Below are 26,920 nucleotides of genomic sequence, written 5' to 3'. Positions count from 1 at the left end.
ACTCAGAGAAGGCATTCGGCTTTAGGGAATTTAACCATAAAAGAGTATCAAAATTTAATGTCTAATCTATCTAAAAATGTAGCATAAAGAGTATATAAATTTTGTCTCAAAAATAGTTGCAAGTTCATATTGGAATAGCTATCTTTTTTAAAACAAGAAGCTTATACTTTAAATATATTCACTGTAATATTTCTCAAATTCCTGTATCAATTGATGCAGGAATTTTCATTATATTCCAAGGTATGTAAGAAATTATAATATTTCAGATCTTTATACCATTGTAAATTGCTTATTGAAAAAATCTGAAAAAAAATTGATCTCCTTTATTTATTTGCCGATTTCCTATCCATTGCACCTCCACTGGTTCTCAGCAGGGAAGTACCTGCCCCATCAGTAATATGACAACAAAAATTTCGCAGGCAGTAATACAATCAAGGTGATAGCTGATAGTTTTTGCTTCCAGTCCTAGTGTTTTATCTAACTTAAAAATCAACTACAATAGTAACAAAAATCAACTACAAAAAAGACAAAAAGAAGACGTTCTATATTATATTTACTAGAAATTCGGAGAGTATTGCGGTTTTATTTATGATCTACCCTTTCATATTCAGTCTTTCCTCTTGAAGATCGAGTAAACGAAGATGTTTTCTGATGATTTCCTCATCCAGCAAAAGTTCTTCGCGGTTCTTATTAATCAGCCAGAGTCTTTGAGTTTCGAGAATGTCAATATAAATATTTCGGTATTCAGTGTAATTAATGATGATTTCAGAACTGCTCAACTGCTTTTCGTATTTCTGCAACTGATCTTTCAGGGCGGGGAAGCTTTCTACTTTGTGTGCATAATCATTACGGATTTTATCAACGGCCACCTGAGCAAGACTGTTCTGAATTTCGTAATCGATTTCCTTTTCGCTTCTCACAAAATCCCGGTCTAGGAGAGGAAATTTTTTTAATAAAAAAGGTAGGGTAAGCCCTTGAACAAGTAACGTTAAAAGAATGACGATAAATGTGATGAAAAGAATCAGGTTTCTTTGTGGGAAAGGAGTTCCGTCTTCTAAAGTTAAGGGAATTGAAAGTGCTGCAGCCAAAGAGACTACGCCTCTCATTCCCGTCCAGCCAATGATCATGGGTGTTTTCCAGCCCGGAGATTGTGCATCTGCAACGGTGATGAAATTCCTCATAATTAAGGTCGTAACCACAGCCGCATAGCCTGCGAAAATTCTTACAATAACCAGAACTGCAGTAACAGCAACTCCATAACCGATTGCGGTATAAATATCGGTGTCACCTAAACCGGAAACAATCTCGGGAAGATCCAAACCGATGAGCATGAAAACAATCCCATTCAGCAAAAAACAAAAACTTTCCCAAACTGTTACCGTACGTATTCGGGAGGCGCTGCTCAAAAAATCGTGACTGCGATAGGAGAGAAACAGGCCGCCACTTACCACGGCCAAAACTCCGGAAGCATGAAGCTGTTCTGCTGCCAGATACATTGAAAATGGCGCAATAAAAGTGAGTAAAATATCAGTATTTGAATCGGTGGGTAAAATCTTGTGCATTTTCAGAAAAATATACGCGATTAGAAGTCCGATTCCTACACCACCAATGCACATCCATATAAAGCTTCCTGCAGCTTCGTGCCATACAAATTGTCCGGTTGCTGCTGCAATCATTGCAAATCTAAAAATGATTAAAGAAGAAGCATCATTCAGCAAACTTTCGCCTTCAAGAATGGAAGCCAGTCTTTTGGGTACTTTTACAAATTTTAAAATCGCTCCGGCACTCACTGCATCGGGCGGAGAAACAATTCCGCCCAATAAAAAGCCTAAAGCTAAAGAAAACCCCGGAATAAAATAATTAGCGAAAACGGCAACTGATAATGCGGTGAAAAAAACAACGACAAAAGCAAAACTGAAGATAATCCTGCGCCACCGCCAAAGTTCTTTCCATGAGGTTGACCAGGCTGCTTCATACAATAAAGGCGGTAAAAAAATGATAAATATTAATTCAGGTTCTATTTTTATGGGTGGTACTCCAGGAATAAAACTTATTGAAAGTCCGGCCAACACAAGCAAAACAGGGTAGGCAACCTGAATTTTTTTCGCCAGCATAATAAGCAGAGTGATGAGGAGAACCAAAAAAAGATAGAATTCGAAATTTTCTAACATGTATAAATTTTAGATAAATATATATCAAATTTTTAGAAATATTTAGAGCCTTTCTAAAAATTTAAAAGTCTCTAAATGTTGGAGATATATAAAGGTGACCCACTAAATAAGACGGTCTATATTCATCATTTACATTCACTCTTTCGTAAACTATTAAAATCCCATATCAGTGATATATGTCATATTGTTTTACTTTTTTCACCAGGTGTTGCATATTATCTTTGTTGAAAATTCTAAAAAACTATGAAACAACAAATTTTACTTTGCTTCAGCTCTTTGCTGATGCTTTTCATGGCTTCATGTTCTTCGGAAGAGCTGAACACTGAAGTAACACCTGATAATCTTGGAAAAGAAAGTCGTATAGCTGCCGGGAAATTTGCGGGCGACGGGCAATATGACGTCCTGGGGCATGGGTATAATGCAGCGGGTGAATATGCAAATGCGACTGCAGCCGGTTTTAAAGTGATTGATATTGACAGGTTCAAAGCTGAACAAGGTCCCAGGCTGGTTGCTGAAAATACGCTTTCACAGGAGTATGTCGAAGAATATGGTGAAAATGCTGAAACCTATTCTAAAATGGTGTCAACGAAAATAGATGTAACAGCAGGTATTCCATTATTTAAGAAAACTCTTTCGGTGGGCTTTAATTCTGCAGTGACTAACACCAATAAGTTTGATGCAAAATATATTTATGGAAGTTATAATCTTTTAATCAAACAAAGAAGATTGAGATTCAATGCAACAACAGATATGCTGGGAGATTACCTGACTCCTGAATTTGTGCAGGATCTACAGACAAAAACTCCTCAGCAGATTGTTCAGGATTACGGTACACACGTAACGGTAGATATTTATACGGGAGCTAAAATGGATGTGATGTTCCAATCTGAAACAACCAATGAATACCGTGACCGTGCAGCCAGAATCGGGGTGAAAGTCGGGATGAAAGGTATTTTTGATGTTAATGTAGAAAATGATGTCAATATATCAGAATCGCACAAAAATTTCTCAAGAAAATTATCGTATAGAACAAGAGGAGGAGATCCTTCAAAAGGCCTGATCGGCGAATTGAATCTCGACCAAACGAATCCTAAAATCAATACTTCAAACTGGCAAAACAGTTCTACTGTAAATAATGCTGTTTTGGTGGATTTCGGAAACAATGGGCTGGTATTTATTTATGACTTAGTAAAAGACCCGGTTAAAAAAGCTCAGCTTCAGGCATATGTAAATCAATATCTGATTGATAATAAAGTTTTCTTAGATTATATTCCTGTGCCGGTCTACGGTTTTTATAGTCCCGGAGACAGAGATCATTACCTTGCCACTTCTCCTGGAACACCTTATAATTATCAGGCTGAAGGCGAGCAGTTTAAAGCATATAGTTATAAAGCTCCGAATACCGTTCCTGTTTATCAGTTCTACAGTGGAAGTGAAAGGGATCACTATTATGCCACTTCTCCCGGAACACCTGCCAGCTATGCCTATGAAGGAATTGCATTTTATGCAACAATGGATAGCTCAAAAAAACCTATTTATCAGTTCTACAGTGGAAGTGAAAGAGATCACTATTATTCCACTTACCCCGGAACTCCGGCTAATTATGTAGCAGAGGGTATCCCTTTTTATGCCTATTAATTAAATATATTTGTTGATATCTTTACAGGGAAGCCGTCTCATCATCAAAGGTGAGACGGTTTTTTATAGGGAATACTTAAATAATATTTCAAATCCTTAACTTTGTTGTTTTCAAAGGATATTGAACTCCTGAAAAGTATTTCCACCTATAACCAAAAGAAATAACGATGTCAATAACAAATGAACATGAATTAGCAGGAATGCAGAAAGTGAGTGAAGCTGTTGCCTATACTTTAAAAGAGATGACTAATTATGCCCAGCCCGGTATGACGACAAAAGAAATTGATGAATACGGAGCTAAGATCCTTTCAGATTTCGGTGCAAAATCAGCTCCTTATTTAACGTATGGTTTTCCCGGGTGGACCTGTATCAGTGTGGATAATGAATTTTGTCACGGTATTCCAACGGATCAACGGATTTTAAAAGAAGGAGACCTTATTAATATTGATGTTTCGGCAGAGCTGAACGGATATTGGGCCGATAACGGAGGTTCTTTTATTATCGGAAAAGATATCAATTCACACCAAAAACTGGTAGATGCTTCCAAAGATATTTTACAAAAAGCCATCAATTCTATACAAGGAGGCGTAAAAATAGCTGATATTGGTTTTCTTATGGAAACGGAGGCCAAAAAAAGAGGTTTTAAAGTGATTAAGAATCTTGCCGGACATGGTGTTGGGAAAAGCTTACATGAACAGCCTGATGAGCTGTTTAATTATAAAAACTGTTTCGATTCCAGACGGTTCAAAAAGAATTCTGTGGTAGCCATCGAAACATTTATTTCAACCTCTTCAAATCTTGCTGTAGAGCTCAATGACGGTTGGACGATGGTAGGGAACAAAGGCGGTTATATGGCACAGCATGAACATACCATTGTAGTGACCGATGGAAAACCCATTATTTTAACGCAGATGAATGAAATCCTGAACTAAGGATATTCTTCAGGTATAAATTAAAAAGACACTTACATGATTGCAGGTGTCTTTTTTAGTTATTATTCTTTTTGTCTTACTATTATTTTCCGCCGCCGCCGCTTTTCTCTACATCTGTCTTCGTATTTCCTTTTACCTTCTGATTTCCAAAACGTTTCACAAAAGTAAGTGAAAATCCGTACCAGTCTGATCTTGTAGAACTTCTGGTGGTTCCGACCTGGCTGAAGGTGGTGGAGTCAAAATTGGGTCTGCTGAAAATATTCATCAGCTGAAGGCTTAGTTCCATCTGTGTTTTAGGGAATATCTTGGTGGCAGAGATATTGTGGAAAACATTTGTCTTATTCGCATAGGAATTTCCGTTGTTCTGATTGGAAAGCTCGACCCATGCACTCAGATTAATGTTTTTGTCAAACAGGTTGGTGTACGACAGATTGGCTGAAACACCCAGATAGCTTATATAATTTTTACCCTTTAGGTTATTAACCTCGTTGAAATCATGATTGTCGATATAGTACCATCCAACTCCCAGGTTCACGTTCATTTTATTTTTCAGGAAAGTCTGGTTGGTATTCGCAAACAGATAATACTTCTGCACCTTTCCGTTGAAATTGGCAGGCAGACTGACCGTTCTGCCGTTTTCCTCCGCAATAGATGTCCAGTAATCCCTGTCTGTATACATATATCTTGCTGAGAGAAAATACTTTTTCAGAATTCCGAATTTCATATAGAGCCTGTGGCTGGGGTTAGGTTCCAGGTCCATATTTCCGCGAGAATAGGTTCCGTCATTGGTAGGAACAAGAAAAGGATTAAATTCCGAATACCACGGACGCCAGAGATTACGGTTATAGGTCAGGCTCAGATCATATTTATCCGAAAAAGAATATTTCACCAATAAATTGGGAAGTAAAGTACCGTAAGAATCTTTTCTTTCTGTACCGGCTACATCCTGTCTCATTTTATAATCAATATGTTCATAGCGGACCCCAACTCTTGTTTCCAGCTTTTCGAAGAAAGTTTTGCTGTAGTTCACATACAGGGAATTGATATTATCTTCATAATGGAAAACATCATTCGGGCGTAGATTTTCGGCATTGTTCCCGGATAGATTATTAGGGATTACATTGTTGTTGAAATCCATTTTTCCACCCACTTCAAAACTTCCGCCTTTTCCAAGCGGTTGTGTATAATCTACTTTTAGATAATAGTTTCGGGTCTGTTCATGAGAATTCAAACCTAATAAACTCACGGCCGGTGATATATTGGATGTTTTTAAAAACTCATTTGTATTTTCCTGAGAATTGTAATTGGATCCTAAATTGACATCCAATATCCTGTTTTTCTCTTTGTCATAATACTTATAAAATACATTGGTTCCCAGCGTCCTGTAACGCCCAGTTGCATTCTGATCCTGATGATAAGAATCGAACAGCATTTCATTTTTCGATCTGATGAAGTCAGAATCCGACGTGGTGGAACTTTTGCTTTGGTAATATTCAAGGATAAGTCCTATATTGTTTTTATCATTCAGTTCATATTCGGAGGTAGAAGAAAGAGAAGGGCTTTTACTTCTGCTTAAATTTTCATTGTTGGTTTGGGTAACATCATTATCCTTATATAAAGAGTTGATGTATAGGCTTTTCTGCGCCCATGTATTGTCGCTGTAGCTTCCGACAAAAGTCTGGGTGAAATTTTTCTTATGATAATTAAGATTAAGATTCGTATACTGTGAGTTCTTTGTATTCTGTCTGTTATTAAAAGTTACACTGCCCTTCATTCCTTCATCATCCCTCTTTTTAAGCACGATATTGATGACCGATCCGGCTGTTTCATAGCGGGATGACGGACTTGTGATCACCTCAATTTTCATCAGGTTATCCGCAGGAATGGTTTTCAGGTATTCCTTTAATTCCTTCCCGGTAAAAACAGATTTTCTGTCGTTGATGTAAACCGTCACCGATTCACCTTCCGCTTTTATAGCATCGTTATTATCAATACTCACCAAAGGGGTCATTCTAAGGACATCCCAGGTTGTATTTCCTGCAAGGATAGAGCTGTTGGATACATTAAACACCGTTCTGTCCACCTTAGATTCTACAGTAGGTTTTCTTGCCGTTAACGTAACCCCCTCAATCTGGTTTTCCTTCTCTTTGATAGTGTCAGTTTTTACTTGCGCAAATGTTAAAGAACCTATTAATAAAGAAACTGAAGATATAATTATTTTCATTCAAAGTGATATTTCACCAATAAGACAGTTATTACTGGAGGTTTGTTACATCGCATTGGGAAAATAAATAAAAATTCACAGAGGCCAGATTTTTTTATAGAAATTATACTACTTAAAGTCAGACCCGGTAAAAGAATTTCAGTGCTCATAAAGTAAAATACTTCCTTTATCCGTTGATTCATATAAATAAGAAATCTATTCTTATATTTATTCATCTGATTAAATCTTCATGACAGGATTCAGAGCATTAAAAAACAATGAAAATGAATTTAAAGAAACAAATGGGGCAGTATCCCAATGAAAAAAGAAAAAACTATTTCAGTACGCTGACCAACTATACCAACGGAAAATTTCAGAATATACTTCCCACACCCGCATTACTGGAAGGAGAAAGCATGACCAAATTACTCCTGCAGACCTTATGTAAAATAGAAAATGTAAGCCCAAAATCACCCATCCCTTTTGTGATCACAGATCTGAAAAACCTTAAGCCTGAAGAAAATGTTCTTGTATGGTTCGGACACAGTTCTTACTTTATCCAGACCGATGGCAAAAAATTCCTTGTAGATCCTGTTTTCAGTGGGAATGCTTCACCAATGCCGGGTTCCATAAAAGCTTTTCAGGGGGCAGATCACTATAAGCCGGAAGATATGCCGGATATAGACTTCCTCCTGATCTCCCATGATCATTGGGATCATCTGGATTACTCCACTGTTAAGGCACTCAAAAATAAAGTAGGTCAGGTTATTTGCGGGCTGGGAACAGGACAGCATTTCGAGTATTGGGGCTGGGATTTAGAAAAAATTATCGAAAAAAACTGGTGGGACAGCATTCATTTAGCAGACGGCTTCACTATTACACTGACTCCTGCAAGACATTTTTCAGGAAGACTTCTGAACCGGAATATCTCACTGTGGACATCCTTTGTATTACAGACTCCATCTAAAAAACTGTTCTTAGGCGGTGACAGCGGTTACGGAGATCACTTTCAAGAGATCGGGGAGAAATACGGACCCTTTGATCTTGCGGTGATGGAATGCGGTCAGTACAATGAAAAATGGCCTTACATTCACAGTCTTCCAGAGCAGATCATCAAGGAAGTACAGGAATTAAAAGCCCAGAATTTTATTCCGGTCCATAATTCTAAATTTAAATTAGCCCAACATCCCTGGTTTGAACCATTGGAACTTGTTTCAAAATATGCAGAAGAGAATGGTCTCCCGGTTACACTTCCTATGATTGGCGAAAAAGCGGATCTTGATCAGCTGGGAAAGATAACATGGAAAAAATGGTGGCAAGAACTTATCTAAAACAGACAATTGAAATTCTGCTTCAGTGATTGAATATCAAATGGCAATAAGCATGGTAAAAAAGAAGCCGCCGGCCCGAATTCGGGCCGGTGGCTAACATTCATGATCAACTACTAATTTCAAAAAAATTATGGTTCCAGGTGATCCACTTTGGTGTGGATAATATCATAATAAACAGAAGGATTACCAGCATCAGGAGTAATTCTGTAGGTAAATTCCACACTGTTCAGAACAAGAATATCAACAATCCGGGTAAAAAGTACATTTCCATTTGCATCCATAGCCGTGATCGTTCTTTTCTTTCCGTCCGGAGAAATAGACCATGTTCCCTGAGATCTCAGAATATTATTCAGTCCGTAAATCGTAAAGGTACCGTTTGCTTTAAAATAAGAATAGCCCACAAAACCCGCTACACTTGCATCCGTTAAAGCTACCGGATTCCCGTTCTTATCCTTGGCTCCGGTAGTTTCCCAAGGAGTAGAAGCTAAAGTAAGCTGTCCGTTGGCTGGTTCGGAATGGGCTGTTTTTGTATGGATGATATCATAATAAACAGAAGGGTCATTGGGGTTTGTATGAATTCTATATGTGAATTCACTGCTGTTCAATACAAGAATATCTACAGTACGGCTAAAAATCGAAGTTCCGTCCGGATTAAGTGCAGTAATCACCCTCGTTTTTCCCTGAGAATCCGCAGACCATGTTCCTCTGGATCTTAAAATATCGTTGAGGCTGTAGATGGCAAAATTTCCGTCAGCTTTAAAGTAAGAAAAACCTACAAAACCCGCTACATTTGCATCCGTCAAAGCTACCGGATTTCCGTTTTTGTCTCTGGCTGCCGTAGTTTCCCACGGAGTAGAAGAAAGAACTTGTGAAGGGGTGAGCTGTTCCGTAGCCCTATCATCATCAGAGCAGGATATAAAAGCAGCAGAAATAAGGATGGCTGTAAACAGGTAACATATTTTTTTCAATTTATTCATAATCGATATTTTTATTCAGTGCAAACATATCTCTTATGGAAATCAAAATGTTGTATGAAATATCTCTTTTGTTGTAAAATGTATAACTCTATATTTCAGATGCGGATCAATCAATAGATTATATAACGATAAAGGCAGATTGCCTAATTATATCCGTCTAAAAAACTATTTTTGAGGATGAATAACAGAAACCGTGGAAAAAACACAGCCGATGATGTGCTGTTCGGTTCAGAAAAGCAAGTTGATAAGCTGAAAATGGCCGTTCAGGATATGCTGTATTTATTGAGCCGGAGTTATCCTGAAAAAGCATCCTCCGAACTTGTAGGAAATCGATACAAACTGAAAACACGTCAGATCCAGGCACTGCGTGGGGCATCTGCATCCCAGGAACAGATTAGGAATAGAAAAATCAGACAGCTGGAAATATCAGCTCTGAAGGATAAAGTCATTTATCTGGATGGTTTCAACGTATTGATTTTGTTGGAAAGTCTGCTTTCAGGAGCTTTTATCTTTGAAGGATTAGACGGATGTTTCCGTGATCTTTCAGGAGTTCACGGAACTTATAAACGGGTAACCCAGACTCAGAGAGCAGTGGAAATTGTTGCGGAATTTTTCCATAAAGCGGGCCTTGAAAAGCTGGTTTGGATTTTTGATCAGCCGGTTTCCAACAGCGGGAGAATCAAGCAGATCATTCTTGATTTTGCTCAGGAAAATAACCTGAACTGGGAAGCTCTATTGGAATACAGTCCGGATAAATTTTTAGCAGAAAACTCAGGGATAGCAGTATCATCAGATGCATGGATACTGGATAACTGTGGAAAATGGTTCAATCTGATCGGATATTTGATCACAGAAGAAAATCTGGATGTCAATCTTTTAAAATTGTCTGTAAATGGAGATGTTTAAACCCTCTATTCCATTGATTTCCGATTCCTGGAAAGAAAAATATCAGGCTGTTCTTGCCACAGAGCATCTGCAAACTATGGAAGATAATATCCTGAAATTTCAGAACAACAACCTGGAATGGGAGCTGCCATATTTTAATGAAGAAATCAAAACGGACAGAAAAGAAAGTTTTAATCTCTTTATCAATATATTTCAAAACAAAGATACTGATGAGGTAAAAGCGGATCATCTTGAAAAAATACCTTTTGAACACTGGCTGAATATTTTAGGGCAGCGCCTGACTTCTGCCAGCGTCCGGGATGAAAATGCTGTTCCACCTTTGAAAGATACTTTGCTTGAAGCCTGCCGGAAACCTTTTAACAGCGAAATTACCATTGCGCAGAGAGCCTGGGAAAAACATATCGGAAGAATGGATGATGAATTTTGGGGCGAGATTAAAGGGAATAATTTGCAGAAACAGGAAAAAGTTATGGAAAAGATCAGCTATATTCTGGACAACAGAACCTGGTGGAATGTCTTCTATCATTACAAACATGAACTTGTTTTTGAAGTTCGGGAAAAAGAAGGGCACGGAATCCGCTGGAGTCACGGCGGGACACAGATGATTGGTTTTCTGGAAGTATTTATCAATGAATGATATAAATTGATCTGCGTAAAAAGATTGCGTACTGTGCAGATAATTTTGCAGATATAAAGTTCAGATCAAAAATTTAACAAAACAAATCAATCCTGTCTGTTACCTTTATATAAAACAAAAACAAATGAATACATACATTGATATTGGCATTAATCTGACCAATAAACAGTTCTATAATGAACATGAAGAAATGATCAACCGCGCCCTGGATAATGGAGTGGAACAAATGATCCTCACCGGGACAAGCGTACGCGGAAGCAAAGAATCCGCAGAGATTGCAGAAGACTATCCTGAAATTTTATTTTCTACCGCTGGAATTCATCCTCACGATGCCAAATCCTTTACTCAGGAAAGTATTCTGGAACTTAAGAGCCTCTTGAGATTAAATCATGTGGTATCGGTAGGAGAGTGCGGACTGGATTTTGACCGGGATTTTTCTCCCAGACCTATTCAGGAAAAATGCTACAGAGCCCAGCTGCAATTGGCTGTTGAGGTTCGTAAGCCTCTTTTTCTTCATGAAAGATCAGCTTTTAAAAGGTTTAATGATATCACAAATGAATATCTTTCCAGGCTGCCGGAAGCGGTTGTCCATTGCTTCACAGGAACTTTGGAAGAAGCTAAAACCTATCTGGACAAAGGATTTTACCTGGGATTTACAGGCGCTATAAGTGATGATAAAAGATTTAAACAGCTGGAAGACGTGATCAAATATACGCCGCTGGACCGCATGATGATAGAAACAGATGCTCCGTTTATGCTTCCGAAAAATATGCCGAGAATGCAGAACCGCCGCAATGAGCCGTCTTTTCTTCCGTATGTGGCACAAACAATTGCCTACTGGAAAAAAATAAGCATTTCCGAAGTTGCTGAAGAAACCACGGAAACCGCCAGAAATTTTTTCAAACTATAAAAAAGAGCTCTACTCAACAAGTAAAGCTCTTTTTTTATGTGTAATAATGTTTTGTTTCTAAAGACTTTTCAGTGCCGATTCCAAAGCCAGTTCCATCATTGGCTTAAGGGCTTTTTCTCTTTCGTCAGCAGAAATCTTTTCGTGGGTAGGAATAATATCGGTTACCGTAAGGATCGTCGCTGCATTTTTTCCTAAATGTTGTGCATTCGCAAATAATCCGAAGGCTTCCATTTCTACAGCCGGACAGTTATATTGAGTAGCAATAGCAGGAATATTAGGATCTTTTCTGTAGAAAATGTCACTGCTGTGTACATTGATCGCTTTGGTTGCTAAAGAAAGCTCCTGAGCGGTTTCATTGATCATTTCAAAGATATTTCCCTGGTGAGGAAGGATCTCATCTTCAATTTCCCATGCATATTTTGCATAGGTACTTTCACTTGCAGCATTTTCAATATTTAAAATATCAAAAAGCTTAAGGTCTGTGGTGTAAGCTCCGCACGTCCCGATTCTGATGATGGTATCTACTTCATACTCTGTAAATAATTCAAAAGAATAGATCCCGATGCTCGGAAAGCCCATTCCGCTGGCTCCTACAGTAATTTCCTTACCTTTATAAAGACCTGTATAATAAAAGATTCCTCTTGTTTTGCTTACCAGTTTAGCATTTTCCAAATAATTTTCAGCAATATACTGTGCACGAAGGGGATCCCCCGGCTGCAATACTACTTTGGCAATTTCTCCTTTTTTTGCACTGATGTGAATACTCATAATGTTATTTTGAAGCGACAAAGATAACAACTTTTAGATTGAAATATCCCAACGTTTGTATTTCAATACTTAAGTTTCTAAGACAAATTCTCCTCCTCAGGTGGAGTGGCAGACCAAAGATCTGAAGGGTGGTTAAAAAAGAAAAAAACTCCTCTGAAATCTGCAGGAGAAATAAGCAATACAGTTTCAAAAGACAATAACACAGAAGAAGTATTTGTGAAATCTCCTTCTTACATTAGCAAAACCAAAAGATTAATCATAATGAAAATTGAACATATCGCTTTCTGGGTAAAGGATCTGGAGAAGATCAGAGAATTTTATCAGAGATATTTTGGAGCGGTTTCCAATGAAAAATACCACAATTCTGTAAAACAGTTTCAGTCTTATTTTTTAAGTTTTGACAATGGATGCCGTCTTGAGATCATGAACAGACCGGATATCCAGGAAAGCGGAAACTCTTACGATGCCCAGCAATATGGAATTATCCATTTGGCATTCTCGACAGGAAGCAAGGAAAAAGTAGATGAACTGACAGAAATTTTAAGGAAAGACGGTTATACTATAGCTGGAGAACCACGTACAACAGGCGATGGATATTATGAAAGTGTTATTCTGGATCCCGAAAACAATATTATTGAAATAACAGATTGATCTATTAATCTAAAATATCCCATAGGATAAAAAAAGATACAATAATTTGTGTCATGTGCTACATCTGCGAGAGCAAAAATGCAGCATTTAAGTTTAATTTAGTAAGCATTTTGTGAGTTATTTATCATAAAGATTATTTAGCTGCGGATCACTCACATAAAAAATTTTATTCTCTGCAAAATAGTTTTATTTTTGTTAGATGATGGAAACCAGATCACCATTTTTAGACACTATTTTTCTGCTTCGGAAAAGCGGCTGCATTACTGTTTTTTCCAATTTACATGAGATCTCAAAAAAAGAAGAACAGGAAGCCGGTGATTATTTTGAAGCAGAATTAGAAAAAGAAAGACTGGAATTTCTGTCCACGGATATCAGTTGCGATAAAGAAAGTGCAGTTTGGGCAGCGAAAGTCCTGTATTACAGTGCACAGCTCTATCTTATCCGTGAGAATACGGCAAAAGACCTGGATAAACTGATCCCGAAATTGAAAATAGCATCTGATACTTCTTCTGTTTTATCTGCAGATCTGTCATTACGATTCCTTCCACAGATCATCATTTTAATGCAAACTGCTGATCCTTATGATCCGTTGGTTAAAATTTTAGAAGAAATACTCACTCAATTTCATTATTCCGGCATTGGATATCCGCTTAATCTGGAGAAAGTCAACTGGGAAAAAGAGCTGAAAGATAAAACTTACAGGAAATTATATCTCGAAAGAATCGTAGAAAAAAAAGCCTATGAATTGGCTGAGATCCCCTATATCAACCAACTGCTTATAGCAGAGTTCGGGCTGTATAAAGAGATATTCTGGAGAGAATTAAAAATAATAACCGAAGAAAATTAATGATACAAAATATTACAAAACTCAATACCGTTCTCAACTACGTAAAAGATACTTTCGTAGGGAAAAATGATGTGGTAGATCTGCTGGGAATATGCCTTCTGGCTAAAGAAAATGCATTTTTGTATGGACCTCCGGGTACGGCAAAATCGGCGATCGTAAGAACACTGTCTAAAACAGTAAAAGATGGAAGAAACTTTGAATACTTATTAACCAGATTTACAGAGCCGAACGAAATTTTCGGGCCTTTTGATATCCGAAAATTAAAAGAAGGGGAACTTCTCACCAACACCGAAGGTATGATGCCCGAAGCTTCATTGGTCTTCCTCGATGAGATATTCAATGCCAATTCTGCCATCCTGAATTCACTGCTGACCGCTTTGAATGAAAAAATATTCAAAAGAGGAAAAGAAACAAAACATCTCCCGGCCCTGATGTTCGTTGGTGCCAGTAATGTTCTTCCCGAAGATGAATCCCTTAACGCATTATTTGACCGTTTTCTGGTCAGAATTAATGTTGATTACGTAAATCCTGAACTGCTTCAGCAGGTACTTCTGGCCGGAAGAAAGCTGGAAAACCAAACAGAGACCAATATTCCTGAAATTCTTGCAGATGAGATCAGAGAACTTCAGAATCTGTGTAAAACCATAGACCTGAGGCCCATCTACGAAGTTTATTTAAATACAATTATCAGCCTGAGAAATACAGGAATTACCATTTCCGACCGTAGAGCCGTAAAACTTCAGAACCTGATCGCAGCAAGCGCCCTGATTTGTGGGAGAAATGAAGCAGTGCTCTCCGATCTCTGGGTACTGAAGCATATCTGGGACACAGAAGAGCAGATTGAGATTCTGGAAGGCATCATCAACAGAACCATTGAAAAAGATGATACCCCAAAGTCCCATCCACAGGCCATGCAGAACAAAACTCCCAATCCGGAGGAAGTCATGAAAGATGTAAAGATTCTCATGGAAAAATGGGAAAGCGGAATACTGAGCTTTGAAGAACAGAATGTGATCAAAGATAAATTGAGATACCTGCAGACCCGCTGCGACTGGATAAGAAACCCGGAGCAGAAGCAGTATATCCAGCAAGAAATTGAAAGCTTATGGCAGAAAATCCTTCAAACTGTATAAAAGAATTCTGGGCGGAACTCCCCCGGACCGGTGAAGACTTTCTGGGTGCCATCCGGGACTGGAAAAACGTGCAGATTGCCTTAGATGATGATACAGTATGGCTGAAAGGCTTTACTGAGGAACAGTCCATATCCGCAGAGATCCAGCAGCTGCCTGATTTTCTGCTATACGAGCTACGTGAAGGACTTTTATTCAGAAAAGAGGCACTCGTGCCAAGTAAAAAGATGAGGACAGCCTTGCTTTGGTCACCGATAGACAAAGCGCTGCGTCTTACTTTCCCGGCTTCTAACAATAATTATTTCGGAATCAGTGAAAAAGTTGAGGTGAGATTAAAGCCAGGCAATGAAGAACATCCTGCCATAGCATTATTAAGTGCAGTTGAACACATAAAAGATAATATTCCGGTACAGCCGAAATTTAAGCTGGAAAAGCTCGAATGGACAGTGATCAGTGATAAAGCATTGTTTCTGGGAACACCGCTGCTGAGCCTGCCGGGAAAAACATATTGGACCAAAGACGGGCACCTTTTACCTGCTGGCTTTGACTTTGAATATAAAAATTTGAGTTCTCTTTTACAGCAGCAATATAATAAAGAATCGGATAAATGGCTGTTGTGGAACGAAAACGGAACCTATCTTCCCATTAAAAAAGAAGATTTCCGCCCACTGTCTGCAAGTTCATTCCGTCTTACTGAAAAAACGAAAGAATGGATTTAATCGAATATTTCCAGTCATACGAAAACTACTTTTGGGAGTGGGAAACCGACGAGGATATCGCCGGAGATTCCGGGTACCATGACAATAACCTCATCTCAATTCCCGGTGTCGGAGCTATTGCCTACAGACCTTACGTCATAGAGATTCTCAAAGAGCTTCAGCCACAGGGATGGCCTCCGTTTGGAGCATTGCTGATGGTTTTGTATGCAATGCAGGATGGCTATACCGATTTTGCAGGACCTTTGAATCATACTGCCAATTTTCACAGCATCGGAAATTTTGATTTCACAGCAGAAAAGAGCATTGAGTTTCTTGAAAAACTGAAATCATTAAATAAACTTTATAAACAGGGACAGAACAGAATTATACTGCTTCAGACACTCTTCCAGGATTCACATAACAGCATGGCTCCCGGAAGAGCAGAGATGATCCTGACCAATTACTATAGAAGACCCCATATGCTTGCCGCGGGTGCCGAGAAAAAATATGCAGGTCCTTCAGCTATTAACCGGGACTTAAGTACACTGGATCTGCTGAATGAAAAGTTTCCTACAACACAGTCTATTGTTGATGCCATGCGGGACCACATGGATGAACCGGAATTGGAAGATGAAGTCGTAGAGGAAGAAACAACCGTAGAAACCGATAAAGATTTTATTCAGCAGCTAATTGAAGAGCCCAAAACATTCCAGGTAGGGAGCCTGATCAAAAGGATCTGGAGCGGGCTGAGAATTCCTATGCGTCACCTTTCTCCCGGAGAGCAGCCTATTGGGGGAATCTCAGATATGGCCAATAAAGGTGACCTCCACAGAATGCTTCTTTCTGAATTTGCCAATGATGATGAGGTTTTCATGAACCGTGTGGCCAATAACGAAGCTTTGTACATCCAGAGAGAAATTCCGCCGGAAGAAAATATTTTCGAACGAATCATCCTAATTGATACTTCTCTGAAAAACTGGGGAACTCCTAAAGTATTGGCCTTTGCATCAGCTATTGCGGTAATCAGACATCCGAAAGCCCATTCGGAGTGTAAGGTTTTTGCCTTGGGTCAGGCTGGTATACCTGTTTCTCTTGATAAACCGGAAGATGTTATCGAAACCCTCAATCTGATCAGCCCGGTTCTGAATGTTTCAGAGGCACTTGGAAAATTTTTTACTGAAGAGCATACCGAAAAAGATCTTGAAGTGTTCTTCATTACCCACCAGGAAAATCTTACTGATGAAAAGACCAGGAAAGTGATCCACGAAAACAGGGACAGATTAAAATTCCTGATCACAACAGCTTCAGATGGTGAACTGAACTTTTATAAACATCATAAAGGAGCACGCAAGCATATTCAGAAGATAAAGCTTCCGCTCAAGGAATTATGGGCCAATCCACCACAGCGTAAACAAAAGATTCAGAATATTAACGGAAAGAAAACAGATTTGCCGCAGAACTATCCCATCCTGTTTCCGACTCCATCCAATAAAATTGGCCAGTTTCTCTATGAAGGTGAATTTTATATTCTGAGTTCAAAAAAACAGCTGTTGAAAACTTACCTTTCTGATAACTATTACGACCGTAATTCTTATGATTATTACAAAACCTATCATGGATGCGAAGTTTTAATAGAAGATATTTCTGTGAAACCAAGAGGGCAGTTTGCTCTTGCCAAAAACAAACAGCAGCATTTTATCTTATGCCAGTATCAGCCGGATAAAAAGCTCATTTCCAAGTTGAATCTGAATACAAAAGAATATTCCGAACAGAATGTTACCGGACTCAATATTCCCAATTCATACCATCTTATTTATTTCGGAAGAAATTTTTATCTGCATCAGTCTATGAATGCTTCCTGTTATAAGATCAATTTAGAAGGAAATGTGTCCGTGGAATCCATTTTTAATGAAGATATTGAAATAGATAAAAATATCGCAAAAGCGGAAACAGAAGTTGCTAAACTGAATCGCAGCGGCATGAAAATAATCAGAAACTTCAATAAAATAGGAATTAATGAGAATAATAATTTAGTCATTTCAGGAAATGAACTGTCCAGGCTGTATGATAACTCACTGAACCTTTATAAGAACAGGTTTACCATTAAGATCTCTGCTGAACAGAACAAAAACAAATTTACATTTCAGGATGGCAGCGAGATCATTACGGATTCCCGGGGAATGCTTACTTTTAAAAGCAGCAATACCGGTATTCCTACCTTTTATATTCCCTCTACAGAGTATGGGTTTTTGGCCTTAGCAACGAACACAGAGTATGGAGGCTCGGAATATTACCTTCCGAAAAAGACACTGCTGAAAGTGAAGACTATGGAAGAAATGTATTCTCAATATTTAACAGCGTTTATTGATCAGATCCTGGATTATGGAGCTTAGAATAAAACCTTTTCCGAAAAATACCTATCCTAAAAAAGGGCTTTTGATCAAAGACCCGTCGCCACGCGTATGGCTTCATGAAATGGAAGCATTGGGGATAGATCTCCATAAAGTAAAATCCTATGCTGTTCCCGCAGACCAGCCTGATGTCCTGTACGGATGTCTGCTTATATTTTATGATGAAGCTCCGCAGGAAATAGGTAAAAATGCTTATTTCCAGTGTGTAGACGACAGACTTTTTATTCCTGAAAATACCCTATTTTATCCAAGGATCAATCCGGAAGACTGGCAGTCTGCCGGTTCACGGTTTGTTATCATGCACCCCGATTTTGGTTTTGTAAAGCTTTCAGAAGAAATTGACTGGATTTCTGTACTAAAAGAACCCGAAATAGCAGAAGGCAGAATCAGAAAACCATCGAATGGGGTAAAAATACCTCAGCATATCGAAAGCTTTGCTGTGGAGATGGATGATGAAAAAGTTCTGGCAACCCTTCAGCAGCCGAGAAATGAAGAAGAGTGGATGAAAAACCTGCCTTTTGACCTCAAAAAAGTGATGGCAGGGAATAAAAAAGAAATTGAAAAATATTTAAAGTATATAGAAAAATATCCTGACAGAGCGGTAGAACTGGGAGTGCCTTTAGATATTATGGGAACTTCCCGTGGTGACGGCTTTGGAAAGTTCACTTTCGGAGACAGCTGGCTGAGTACCCTGTTTGGAGGTTCTGGTGATAAAAAAGAGACATCAGGAAGCCGGAATTTCCGATGGATATTCTGGGGTGTTGTCATTGTAGCCATACTCTTCAGAATTTTTATGCCTTCAGATAAAGACAGAACCGTGAGAGAGGATTTTCTCGTTTCATCCGGCAAAATTATGAACGGTGCTGAAAAAGCACAGGCAGATATGATCGCTTATCAGTCCGGAGTGACGGATATTGACATGAAAATTGATTCTATTTACGGAAAGACAAGAAAAAAACTTTCCAGTGAATATATTGCTGCAGGTGCTGCTATGTCAAAAGACAAAAACGAAAGAGAACGGTATAAAAAATCAGGTGGCAGAAACCTTGGTGAGGTTGGAAATGATATTGAGAAGCTCAATGCCAGAGAGCAGAACAGCAGAGATTCCCTGAAAATAGTGTATTCAAAAAAAATAACGAAACATCTTGTTCAGCAGGAAGCAGCGATGAAACGCCGCATTTCGGATTCTCTCAAACAGTACAGCAAGGGAAAACCGGTCAATGGTGAAGTTGTAAAATTTGTTTTAAAGAAAAAGCAGGTGCTTATGGCGGATTCTCTCGGAAAGCTTTACGGAACGCTTGATATAACGGAACTTCCCCCGTCTCCGGTTAAAGATTCCAATACTGGAACATTGGAGAAAGGTTCCGGTGCATCAGAAAATAAAACTTCCGTTTCAGATATCCTGTATCTCGTGATTTTCATGTTTGGAGCTGTGGGAATCTATTCTTTCATCTTCAGAAGGAAATCACTGAACCTTGGCGGGGACAATGTGCCTTTATGGGTAAAGCTGATTCTGTCTGTTCTTCTTGTTTCCATGTTGGTCTATCTGTTTTACCCGTTGATAAAGATGTTCGGATACAATTGGTTTGTATGGATCCTGGTGATCTGTGTCATCCTGCTTCTTTATCGCCTGTTTAACGAGGACAAAACCATTTTAAACCCTGAAGATGATGAATAAGCAGACGTTTATAGACAAATTTCTGATTGCATTTATGATCCTGGCGGTGTTTAAGATCATTGGTATTGCCGCACAGTTATTCCACGAAAGCTTTTGGAGCGTGGTGGGAACGCTGGTGATTTTTCTTGTCGTAGCTTTTATAATCATGATTGTGATCACTGCTTTAAAAGATAAAGAACAGAACCGCAAAAACTCTGGACGAAGAGGCTCAGGAGGTGGGAATTTTTACCTGGAAACCTCTTTATTTGATAGAATCAGAAATAAATATGAAGAGCTTGCCGAAAAATATATCGCTGAAAAAGATTATAAAAAAGCAGCAAAAGTGTATATGAATCTTCTTCAGGATCATTTCAGGGGGGCAAAAACGCTGGAAAATGGTGGCTTCTATAATGAGGCAGCAGCGGTTTATCTTAAAAAACTAAATAATAAATCGGAAGCAGCAGCGTGTTACGAAAAAGCAAAACAGTACAAAAAAGCCATCGATCTGTACAAAGAAATGCAGCAGAAAGAGAAAGTAGGGGACCTTTACAAAGAACTTAATGATCTTAAAAATGCCCACAGTTACTATCAGATGGTGGCAGACGACTATACAGAGAACAGCCAGATGGTAAAAGCTTCTTTGGTATACAGCAAGAAAATGGAACTGCCGGAAGAAGCTCAAAAAGTACTGTTGAAGGGCTGGAATGAAGATAAAGATGCATTCAACTGCCTGAATAATTATTTCGCCCATATTTTTGATGTTAAAAAACTGGAAACTGAGATTCAGAACCTTTATCATAAAACACCTTCCTACAAAAAGACCATTTACCTTGAAGCCATGAAGCATGAATTTAAAAAAGATCCAAAACTACAGCCTGTAACAAGAAGTATCGCTTATGAAATTATTGCAGAAAAAGTGGGAACGCGCTCCGAGATTATCAATGAACTGAAACATTTCAATCCCGAGGACAGTGTGATCCTGAAAGATATTTCGAGGTTTAAAACAGAAAGGAATAAAATATTGCGAAACTAACGTTGAAGCATTTAAAAATTTAAACGGAATGATGTTCCACCGACAAAATCAAGGTGGCTGCGGCACTCGAAGCCACCTCATCATATCTCTCTTTCCAGTGAGCAGCCATAGTAATTTCATTGCTCAAAAAACAATTTTTCATATCTTTGCGCCAGAAAATTATGACACGACAAAGAGCACATATCAATGTAAATCTATGCGATAGCCCTTCAATAAAAGGATTATTCGGATACGAATGGATGATATGGAATGAGGCGAAATGTGCTTGCTTTGAAAATTATTTACAATAAACCCGTAAGAATTTAAACAAAATACCGCAGAAACGCCTCGATAACTCGAGGCGTTTCTTGTGTTTTAGGCCATAAATTATTTAGAATGAAAAAAAATAACCATAAAAACAAAAATTTTTTAATTAACAATGAACATTTAATACAATAAATAAGAGTGATAAGTAACCCGATGAGAGACAGTCATTTAGGTATTTAAGAGATCTGCAGGATATTGCGGACAGGTATTTCTTATGCTAAAAAATACATTTAATTCATTGATTATCAAGATATTAAATGAAAAATATATTTGTGAGTTAAAAAATTTCATACTTACTTTGCAACCGAAAATTGAAAGCAACAGGTTTTCAGAATTCAAAAATTTTAAATAACAAGAATATAATGAAACAATTACATAACATATCTAATCAGTATTGGAGATTACACGGACAGGAGCCGAAAAGATATGCATGTATCATTCTCGATAGTGAATTTATAGTTAAAAGGTGCTTATATACGTGGGTCAGCTAATGATCTCTTACGTCAGAATATACAGCACCTCCCGAAAAGAGGTGCTTTTTTTATGGTTTTTTAGCTTATTTGGTAAAGCGCCGGTCTGTGGAACCGGAGAACAGGGTTCGATCCCCGAAGATACCCAAAAGTAAATGTGAATAGTGAATCTTGTTAAGTGTGAATGATGAATTGGGAATTTAAAATTGACAAGTTAAGCGAATTGACGCTTGACCATTCACATTAAAAAATAATCTCATAGCTCAATAGGTCAGAGCACCGGTCTTTTAAACCGGGGGTTGAAGGTTCAATTCCTTCTGGGATTACAAAATAGTTCTGTAGCTCAATTGGATAGAGCGTTGGTTTTCTAAACCGAAGGTTAGAGGTTCGATCCCTCTCAGAATTACAAAAAAGGTCTATTGAGGTAAAGGCTAACCTGCCCGACTGTCTCTTGGGTACTGCGGGTTCGATTCCCGCATAGACCGCAGGGTTCATGGAAATTTAATTCCGGCTGTCTCCCGGAAGAAAAATGGAAACTGAACCTGAAAAACTGGAAAGATAACGGTGGTTGTTTACCCGTCTTGGACGCGGGAGGTCGCAAGTTCGAATCTTGCTTTCCAGACTGAAAAAGTGAATAGTTAATGGTGAATAGTCAATAGTGAAGTTTTCGCAAGTGAATTTTAAAATTGATAGTAAACGGATTGATCTTTTGCAATTCACAAAATAAAAACGATTTCGTAGCTCAATTGGTTAGAGCGTCGGTCTGATACACCGGAGGCTGAAGGTTCGAGTCCTTCCGAAATTACAAAAGATAAAAGTAAATGGTGAATTTGCTTTGCAGGTGAGCTTAAGAGCCTGTTTAAATTTTATTCAAAAGTTATTATGCAGAAATAATAGTGAAGAAAAATATTTCTTTTGCAGATTAAGACGATGTAGCAGATTTATTTCAGTATAAAACCTGCGTAATCTGCCAAATCAGCGAGATTTTAAAAGTTTAAACAATCTCTAAATAATTCACCATTCACAAATGAAAAACGATTTTGTAGCTCAATGGTAGAGCGCCGGTCTGTTAAACCGGAAGTTGAAAGTTCGAACCTTTGCAAAATCGCAGAAAACTAAATGTTAATTGTTTCAGAAAGAGAAGAAAAAAGGTGTGTCAAGAGCAGAAAATCTTTACGCCAAATATGGAAAATACCGACAGCCTTTTTCTTTTTTTATTGAGAAGTTAGAGGGTAGAGATTAGAAGTTAGAAGGAGTGTAAATTCACTATCAACTATCAACTATCAACTATCAATCATCATTGATCAATTATCATTTATAATCAAATCTGATGGTTCGCCGAAGCGGAAGAGTCGGGGCGGTCTGCAAAACCGTTGCATAAGCTGAGTGGGTTTGAATCCCATAGCCATCTCAAATAACTAAAATGAGATTAGTTCCGGAGAAAGTAAAAAGTTTGTCGAGCGAAGAAGTTCTTATATCAAACAAAAAATTAAGACAGGCTTTTGTTTTCTTCACAATGGGATTAGAGGGTAGAACCTGGAAGTAGGAATGGGCAGAAGTGATGGATTGACGAATAGCTATCATTAATCATTTATAAAATTTAGTTAGTTCAGAAGAAAAATTAAAAGTTTGTCAAGCGCAGAAGTTCTTACATCAAACAAAAAAATTAAGACAGGCTTTGTTTTCTTCAAAAGGGATTAGAAAAAAATATCCATTACTAATGATCTGTTACTCATTATATACGGAAGTACGCCGGAGTTGGAGAGCCGGGGTAGACTGTAAATCTGTTGCTTCATTGCTGAGCAGGTTCGAATCCTGCTACTTCCACAAAAACCGCTGATAATGTAACGGCAGCATGCAGGAAAAGTACTCTTGTTGTTCAGGTTCGATTCCTGGTCAGTTGGTTTAAAATGCTCCATTAGCATAGCGGTAAGTGCATCCGGCTTTCTACCGGACGACAAGGGTTCGATTCCCTTATGGAGTACAGACGTGAATGATCTAAAATCAATGGTGAATTATAAATACCATGAAAGTTCAGATTGAGAAAAATTGATAGATGATCATTCACAGAAAAACAGGAAAGAGAAAAGTTTGTCAAGCGCAGAAGATCTTACAAACACTAACAGGCATAGTTTTAAAGACAGGCTTTCTCTGACCTTATTCATAAATAATGAGTAATAAGCAATGAGTAATTCGGCAGGTAATAAATAGTTAATTGTCAATTGTAAATACATCAAATGTGAATTAAAAACCATGAAAAAATTGACAGTTGGCCATTGGCAATCCACAAATATTCAGATTACTCATCATTAATAAAAGCTGCGGGAATGGTGGAAATGGTAGACACACTTGATTTAGGCTCAAGGTTTTGGGGGTTCGAGTCCCTCTTCCCGTACAAGATAAGCGATGATTGATGATTGCCATATGGCTATTTCGTGAATACTCATTATCAATCACTTATACAACAGGGAAGAGTGGTGTAGCTGGTCTGCACGTTAGTCTGAAAAACTAAAGGTACAGGTTCGATTCCTGTCTGTTCCACAGAATTATAAATGATGATTGATCAACGATCAATAATGAATACTAAATGTGTATTATGGCATCAATGGTCATTTATAACTTATCAATTATTATAAAAAACTACTCTGATGGTGTAATGGCAGCATCTCAGTCTCCAAAACTGATGGTATAGGTTCGAGTCCTGTTCGGAGTGCAAAAAAAGTGAATAATCAATAGTGAATTTGCTATGTAAGTGAATATTAAGATGACAGCAAAGCGAATTGAATGTTCACAATTCACCAATTAATAGATAAACAAAAACAAATTTAAAACATGTAAAAAAATGGAAACGCAACAAGAAGTATGGCAGAATATGAAAGGAAATTTTTTCCTGAAACCTATCACACAGCTGGTAGAGGAAGCCATTATCCGCGAACAGGCTAACGGTCACCGCCTGAAAGTATGTGTGGGCTCAGATTCCCATGTTTACGGCGAAGCGATCAGCTATGCTACGGCAGTAGTATTTGTACGGGAGGGAAAAGGAGCGTTTACCTTTATCAGGAAAGAAAGACAAATACAGAAAATCAGCATCAAAGAAAGAATGCTGAATGAGGTCAACAGATCCGTAGAAATTGCTTACGCTATCTGTGCCATTCTGGATGCTTATGGTGTAGAAATGGAGGTGCACGCAGACATTAATACCGACCCGGATTTCAAGTCAAATACTGCATTGAAAGATGCTATGGGATATATTCTGGGAATGGGATATGTGTTTAAAGCAAAGCCTCACGCATTTGCAAGTTCCAATTGTGCTGATATGATGGTTTAAATATAATTGTATTAAAACAGGCTTTCAGGCTTAAAATAAAACAATGGAAATGACAAAAAGATTACTGTTTCTGGATGATATACGATATCCTGTTGAAGCCTATCATTATACCAAACAGGATATTTTCCTCAGAAAAGACTGGCATATTGTTCGCAATTACGAGCAGTTTGTCAACAGAATTTTGGAAAAAGGACTTCCGGAAATGATCTCTTTTGATCATGACCTGGCGGATATACACTATCTGAAACCGAATGCTGACGAATACACCGAAAAAACAGGCTACGACTGTGCCAAATGGCTGACAGAATATTGTATGGATAACTATTTAGACTTACCCAAATTCTACTGCCATTCAATGAATCCGGTAGGAAAGAAGAATATTTTAAGCCTTTTGGTAAACTTTAAAAAATTGTAATTAAAAATGAAAAAGATAAGTACATTATTCAAAAAAGATATAAATAATTTAGGAAGGGTAATTAACGAAATTAGCCCGGAAAACAATTGGGTTTTTGAAGGGAAAGCTATTGCTACTCAAAAGTTTGATGGTTCTGCGTGCGCTGTTATCAATGGTAAATTATACAAAAGATACGATGCAAAAAAAGGGAAAACAGCTCCTGAAGGTGCAATTCCATGTCAGCAAGCAGATTTTATGACAGGTCATCATCCGCATTGGATAAAATGCTATATTACTAAAAAAGAGGACAAATATTTCTGGGAAGGATTCAATACTTTGGCGCAATCAGGTAAGGTAGAAGAGGGTACCTATGAGCTTATTGGCGAAAAGGTACGAAGCAATCCTGAGAATATTAAAGGTCACATATTAGTAAAGCATGGAGATAAAATTCTTGGTTTGGAAAGTCTGGATTTTGATTTTATCAAAAATTTCCTTAGCAATCCTGAGAATGATATGGAAGGTATAGTTTTCTATCATATTACTGATAATCGTATGTGTAAAATCAGGAAATCTGACTTTGGAATACGCAGAAAAACAGTAAAAGAACTGGTAGTTTAATAATAGAATTTAAGTTTCGGCAAGTCATCTTACCGAAACTTTTTTGCATCTAAAAATTCTTGAAAATAAATCATTCTTCTGCATTACGCCATGCGTTTTAAATTTTGACGCCGGAGTAGGTTGCCATGATTTTCATCCAATTTCTTATACATTATACATTATACATTATACATTATACTTATTACAATATACATTATACAAAAAACTATGAAAACAACAGACAATATATTAATTATAGACCTGGAAGCTACCTGCTGGGAAGACAGACCGCCCAGAGGCCAGGAAAGCGAGATCATCGAGATCGGTGTATGCATCATGAGTGCGACAACTGGTAAGATCTCAAAAAATGAAGGCATTTTAGTAAAACCACAATATTCAAAGGTGAGCCCTTTCTGTACAGAACTGACTTCTATTACCCAAAACATGCTGGATAATAATGGGATTTTGCTGGAAGATGCTTTGGATATCCTCAGAGCAGAATACGACTCTGAAGATCTCACTTGGGCAAGCTACGGAAACTATGATCTGAATATGCTGCAGAACCAGGCCAGAAGATTCAATGTAGATTATCCGCTGAGCGATGATCATATCAATGTGAAAACATTATTCGGACAGCTGCATCCTACCGTCAGAAAAAGCGTTGGAATGAGCAGAGCGCTTGGCGAACTCAATATGAAGCTTGAAGGTACCCATCACAGAGGGGTGGATGATGCGAAGAATATCGCAAAAATCCTGCACTGGTGTTTGAAGCAATATTAATTCAGTTTAGATTTGATTAGAGGCTGTCTCAAAAGTGAGACAGTTCTTTTTTTATGCGCAAAAAAGGAAAGCTCAAAGCTTTCCCAGTTTTTGCAAATTGATTAATTTGCTGTGTGTTAAGTAAATCAAAAATAGTCTTTAAAGA

General features: G+C 38.1%; 21 protein-coding genes and 12 tRNA genes. 29 read left to right on the top strand and 4 right to left on the bottom strand.

What is annotated here, in order from left to right; all coding sequences use genetic code 11:
- Positions 1–593: 593 nt before the first annotated feature.
- The gene (locus tag J4Q03_RS20835; protein WP_426050026.1) at positions 594–2,171 is read right to left on the bottom strand and encodes a Na+/H+ antiporter; all 1,578 of its coding nucleotides are present in this window, start codon (positions 2,169–2,171) and stop codon (positions 594–596) included.
- A gap of 243 nt (positions 2,172–2,414) precedes the next feature.
- On the opposite strand from J4Q03_RS20835, the gene J4Q03_RS20830 reads away from it, so the two are divergent.
- Both J4Q03_RS20830 and map read left to right on the top strand, forming a co-directional pair.
- Positions 2,415–3,809: an MAC/perforin domain-containing protein gene (locus J4Q03_RS20830; RefSeq protein ID WP_426050025.1), complete on the top strand. Its 1,395-nt coding sequence runs from the start codon at positions 2,415–2,417 to the stop codon at positions 3,807–3,809.
- 167 nt (positions 3,810–3,976) lie between these two features.
- Complete coding sequence (gene map / locus J4Q03_RS20825; protein ID WP_426050024.1) at positions 3,977–4,741, top strand: type I methionyl aminopeptidase; 765 nt, start codon at positions 3,977–3,979, stop codon at positions 4,739–4,741.
- Between the two features lie 82 nt (positions 4,742–4,823).
- Here the strand turns inward: map and J4Q03_RS20820 are convergent, their stop codons facing one another.
- Entirely contained in the window at positions 4,824–6,965 is a 2,142-nt protein-coding gene (locus J4Q03_RS20820; protein ID WP_426050023.1) for an outer membrane beta-barrel family protein, read from the bottom strand.
- 263 nt (positions 6,966–7,228) lie between these two features.
- Between J4Q03_RS20820 and J4Q03_RS20815 the strand changes: the two genes are divergently transcribed.
- Complete coding sequence (locus tag J4Q03_RS20815; protein WP_426050022.1) at positions 7,229–8,275, top strand: MBL fold metallo-hydrolase; 1,047 nt, start codon at positions 7,229–7,231, stop codon at positions 8,273–8,275.
- Between the two features lie 128 nt (positions 8,276–8,403).
- Here J4Q03_RS20815 and J4Q03_RS20810 read toward each other — a convergent pair whose 3' ends face one another.
- Complete coding sequence (locus J4Q03_RS20810) at positions 8,404–9,252, bottom strand: DUF4822 domain-containing protein (protein WP_426050021.1); 849 nt, start codon at positions 9,250–9,252, stop codon at positions 8,404–8,406.
- Positions 9,253–9,429: 177 nt separating this feature from the next.
- Between J4Q03_RS20810 and J4Q03_RS20805 the strand changes: the two genes are divergently transcribed.
- The 3 genes from J4Q03_RS20805 to J4Q03_RS20795 all read left to right on the top strand — a co-directional run bounded on the left by J4Q03_RS20805 (position 9,430) and on the right by J4Q03_RS20795 (position 11,705).
- Entirely contained in the window at positions 9,430–10,158 is a 729-nt protein-coding gene (locus J4Q03_RS20805; protein WP_426050020.1) for a DUF434 domain-containing protein, read from the top strand.
- Complete coding sequence (locus J4Q03_RS20800; RefSeq protein ID WP_426050019.1) at positions 10,145–10,795, top strand: hypothetical protein; 651 nt, start codon at positions 10,145–10,147, stop codon at positions 10,793–10,795. The genes J4Q03_RS20805 and J4Q03_RS20800 overlap by 14 nt, the downstream gene beginning before the upstream one ends.
- 124 nt (positions 10,796–10,919) lie before the next feature.
- Positions 10,920–11,705: a TatD family hydrolase gene (locus J4Q03_RS20795; protein WP_426050018.1), complete on the top strand. Its 786-nt coding sequence runs from the start codon at positions 10,920–10,922 to the stop codon at positions 11,703–11,705.
- A gap of 57 nt (positions 11,706–11,762) precedes the next feature.
- Here J4Q03_RS20795 and deoD read toward each other — a convergent pair whose 3' ends face one another.
- Positions 11,763–12,473, bottom strand: coding sequence for a purine-nucleoside phosphorylase (gene deoD / locus J4Q03_RS20790; RefSeq protein ID WP_426050017.1), 711 nt, complete (start codon positions 12,471–12,473; stop codon positions 11,763–11,765).
- A 261-nt stretch (positions 12,474–12,734) separates the two neighbouring features.
- On the opposite strand from deoD, the gene J4Q03_RS20785 reads away from it, so the two are divergent.
- From J4Q03_RS20785 to J4Q03_RS20675, 23 genes are all read left to right on the top strand, one after another.
- Positions 12,735–13,124 (top strand): VOC family protein, encoded by a 390-nt coding sequence (locus J4Q03_RS20785; protein ID WP_426050016.1) that lies wholly within the window; start codon positions 12,735–12,737, stop codon positions 13,122–13,124.
- A 199-nt stretch (positions 13,125–13,323) separates the two neighbouring features.
- On the top strand, positions 13,324–13,971 hold the full coding sequence (locus J4Q03_RS20780) for a hypothetical protein (protein WP_426050015.1): 648 nt from the start codon (positions 13,324–13,326) through the stop codon (positions 13,969–13,971).
- Positions 13,971–15,104 carry an AAA family ATPase gene (locus J4Q03_RS20775; protein WP_426050014.1) on the top strand — a complete coding sequence of 378 codons (1,134 nt, stop codon included), beginning with the start codon at positions 13,971–13,973 and terminating at the stop codon, positions 15,102–15,104. Before J4Q03_RS20780 ends, J4Q03_RS20775 begins: the two co-directional genes overlap by 1 nt.
- Complete coding sequence (locus tag J4Q03_RS20770) at positions 15,077–15,820, top strand: hypothetical protein (protein ID WP_426050013.1); 744 nt, start codon at positions 15,077–15,079, stop codon at positions 15,818–15,820. The genes J4Q03_RS20775 and J4Q03_RS20770 overlap by 28 nt, the downstream gene beginning before the upstream one ends.
- Positions 15,811–18,192, top strand: coding sequence for a hypothetical protein (locus J4Q03_RS20765; protein WP_426050012.1), 2,382 nt, complete (start codon positions 15,811–15,813; stop codon positions 18,190–18,192). The genes J4Q03_RS20770 and J4Q03_RS20765 overlap by 10 nt, the downstream gene beginning before the upstream one ends.
- Positions 18,182–19,888 (top strand): APC family permease, encoded by a 1,707-nt coding sequence (locus J4Q03_RS20760; RefSeq protein ID WP_426050011.1) that lies wholly within the window; start codon positions 18,182–18,184, stop codon positions 19,886–19,888. The genes J4Q03_RS20765 and J4Q03_RS20760 overlap by 11 nt, the downstream gene beginning before the upstream one ends.
- The gene (locus J4Q03_RS20755) at positions 19,878–20,900 is read left to right on the top strand and encodes a hypothetical protein (protein WP_426050010.1); all 1,023 of its coding nucleotides are present in this window, start codon (positions 19,878–19,880) and stop codon (positions 20,898–20,900) included. The genes J4Q03_RS20760 and J4Q03_RS20755 overlap by 11 nt, the downstream gene beginning before the upstream one ends.
- 851 nt (positions 20,901–21,751) lie before the next feature.
- Positions 21,752–21,824: transfer RNA gene (locus J4Q03_RS20750), tRNA-His, on the top strand.
- Positions 21,825–21,928: 104 nt separating this feature from the next.
- Positions 21,929–22,002: transfer RNA gene (locus J4Q03_RS20745), tRNA-Lys, on the top strand.
- A 6-nt stretch (positions 22,003–22,008) separates the two neighbouring features.
- Positions 22,009–22,082, top strand: a tRNA-Arg gene (locus tag J4Q03_RS20740).
- A gap of 7 nt (positions 22,083–22,089) precedes the next feature.
- A tRNA-Asp gene (locus J4Q03_RS20735) sits at positions 22,090–22,161 on the top strand.
- A gap of 65 nt (positions 22,162–22,226) precedes the next feature.
- Positions 22,227–22,298 (top strand) — tRNA-Pro (locus J4Q03_RS20730).
- A gap of 109 nt (positions 22,299–22,407) precedes the next feature.
- A tRNA-Ile gene (locus J4Q03_RS20725) sits at positions 22,408–22,481 on the top strand.
- 231 nt (positions 22,482–22,712) lie between these two features.
- A tRNA-Asn gene (locus tag J4Q03_RS20720) sits at positions 22,713–22,784 on the top strand.
- A gap of 635 nt (positions 22,785–23,419) precedes the next feature.
- A tRNA-Tyr gene (locus J4Q03_RS20715) sits at positions 23,420–23,503 on the top strand.
- A gap of 85 nt (positions 23,504–23,588) precedes the next feature.
- Positions 23,589–23,660, top strand: a tRNA-Glu gene (locus J4Q03_RS20710).
- Between the two features lie 337 nt (positions 23,661–23,997).
- Positions 23,998–24,071, top strand: a tRNA-Leu gene (locus tag J4Q03_RS20705).
- A gap of 73 nt (positions 24,072–24,144) precedes the next feature.
- Positions 24,145–24,217 (top strand) — tRNA-Phe (locus tag J4Q03_RS20700).
- A 101-nt stretch (positions 24,218–24,318) separates the two neighbouring features.
- Positions 24,319–24,389 (top strand) — tRNA-Trp (locus J4Q03_RS20695).
- A gap of 129 nt (positions 24,390–24,518) precedes the next feature.
- On the top strand, positions 24,519–25,004 hold the full coding sequence (locus J4Q03_RS20690) for a ribonuclease H-like YkuK family protein (RefSeq protein ID WP_426050009.1): 486 nt from the start codon (positions 24,519–24,521) through the stop codon (positions 25,002–25,004).
- Positions 25,005–25,053: 49 nt separating this feature from the next.
- A complete protein-coding gene (locus J4Q03_RS20685) occupies positions 25,054–25,419 on the top strand; it encodes a cyclic-phosphate processing receiver domain-containing protein (protein ID WP_426050008.1) in 366 nt (121 codons plus the stop codon).
- A gap of 6 nt (positions 25,420–25,425) precedes the next feature.
- Complete coding sequence (locus tag J4Q03_RS20680; RefSeq protein ID WP_426050007.1) at positions 25,426–26,016, top strand: hypothetical protein; 591 nt, start codon at positions 25,426–25,428, stop codon at positions 26,014–26,016.
- A 207-nt stretch (positions 26,017–26,223) separates the two neighbouring features.
- Complete coding sequence (locus J4Q03_RS20675) at positions 26,224–26,775, top strand: exonuclease domain-containing protein (RefSeq protein ID WP_426050006.1); 552 nt, start codon at positions 26,224–26,226, stop codon at positions 26,773–26,775.
- Positions 26,776–26,920: the final 145 nt, after the last annotated feature.

The organism is Chryseobacterium sp. NFX27 (assembly GCF_049887855.1).
Lineage (GTDB): Bacteria > Bacteroidota > Bacteroidia > Flavobacteriales > Weeksellaceae > Chryseobacterium.
Note: the sequence above shows the minus strand (reverse complement) of the source record. Positions and strands in the feature narration are given on the sequence as shown.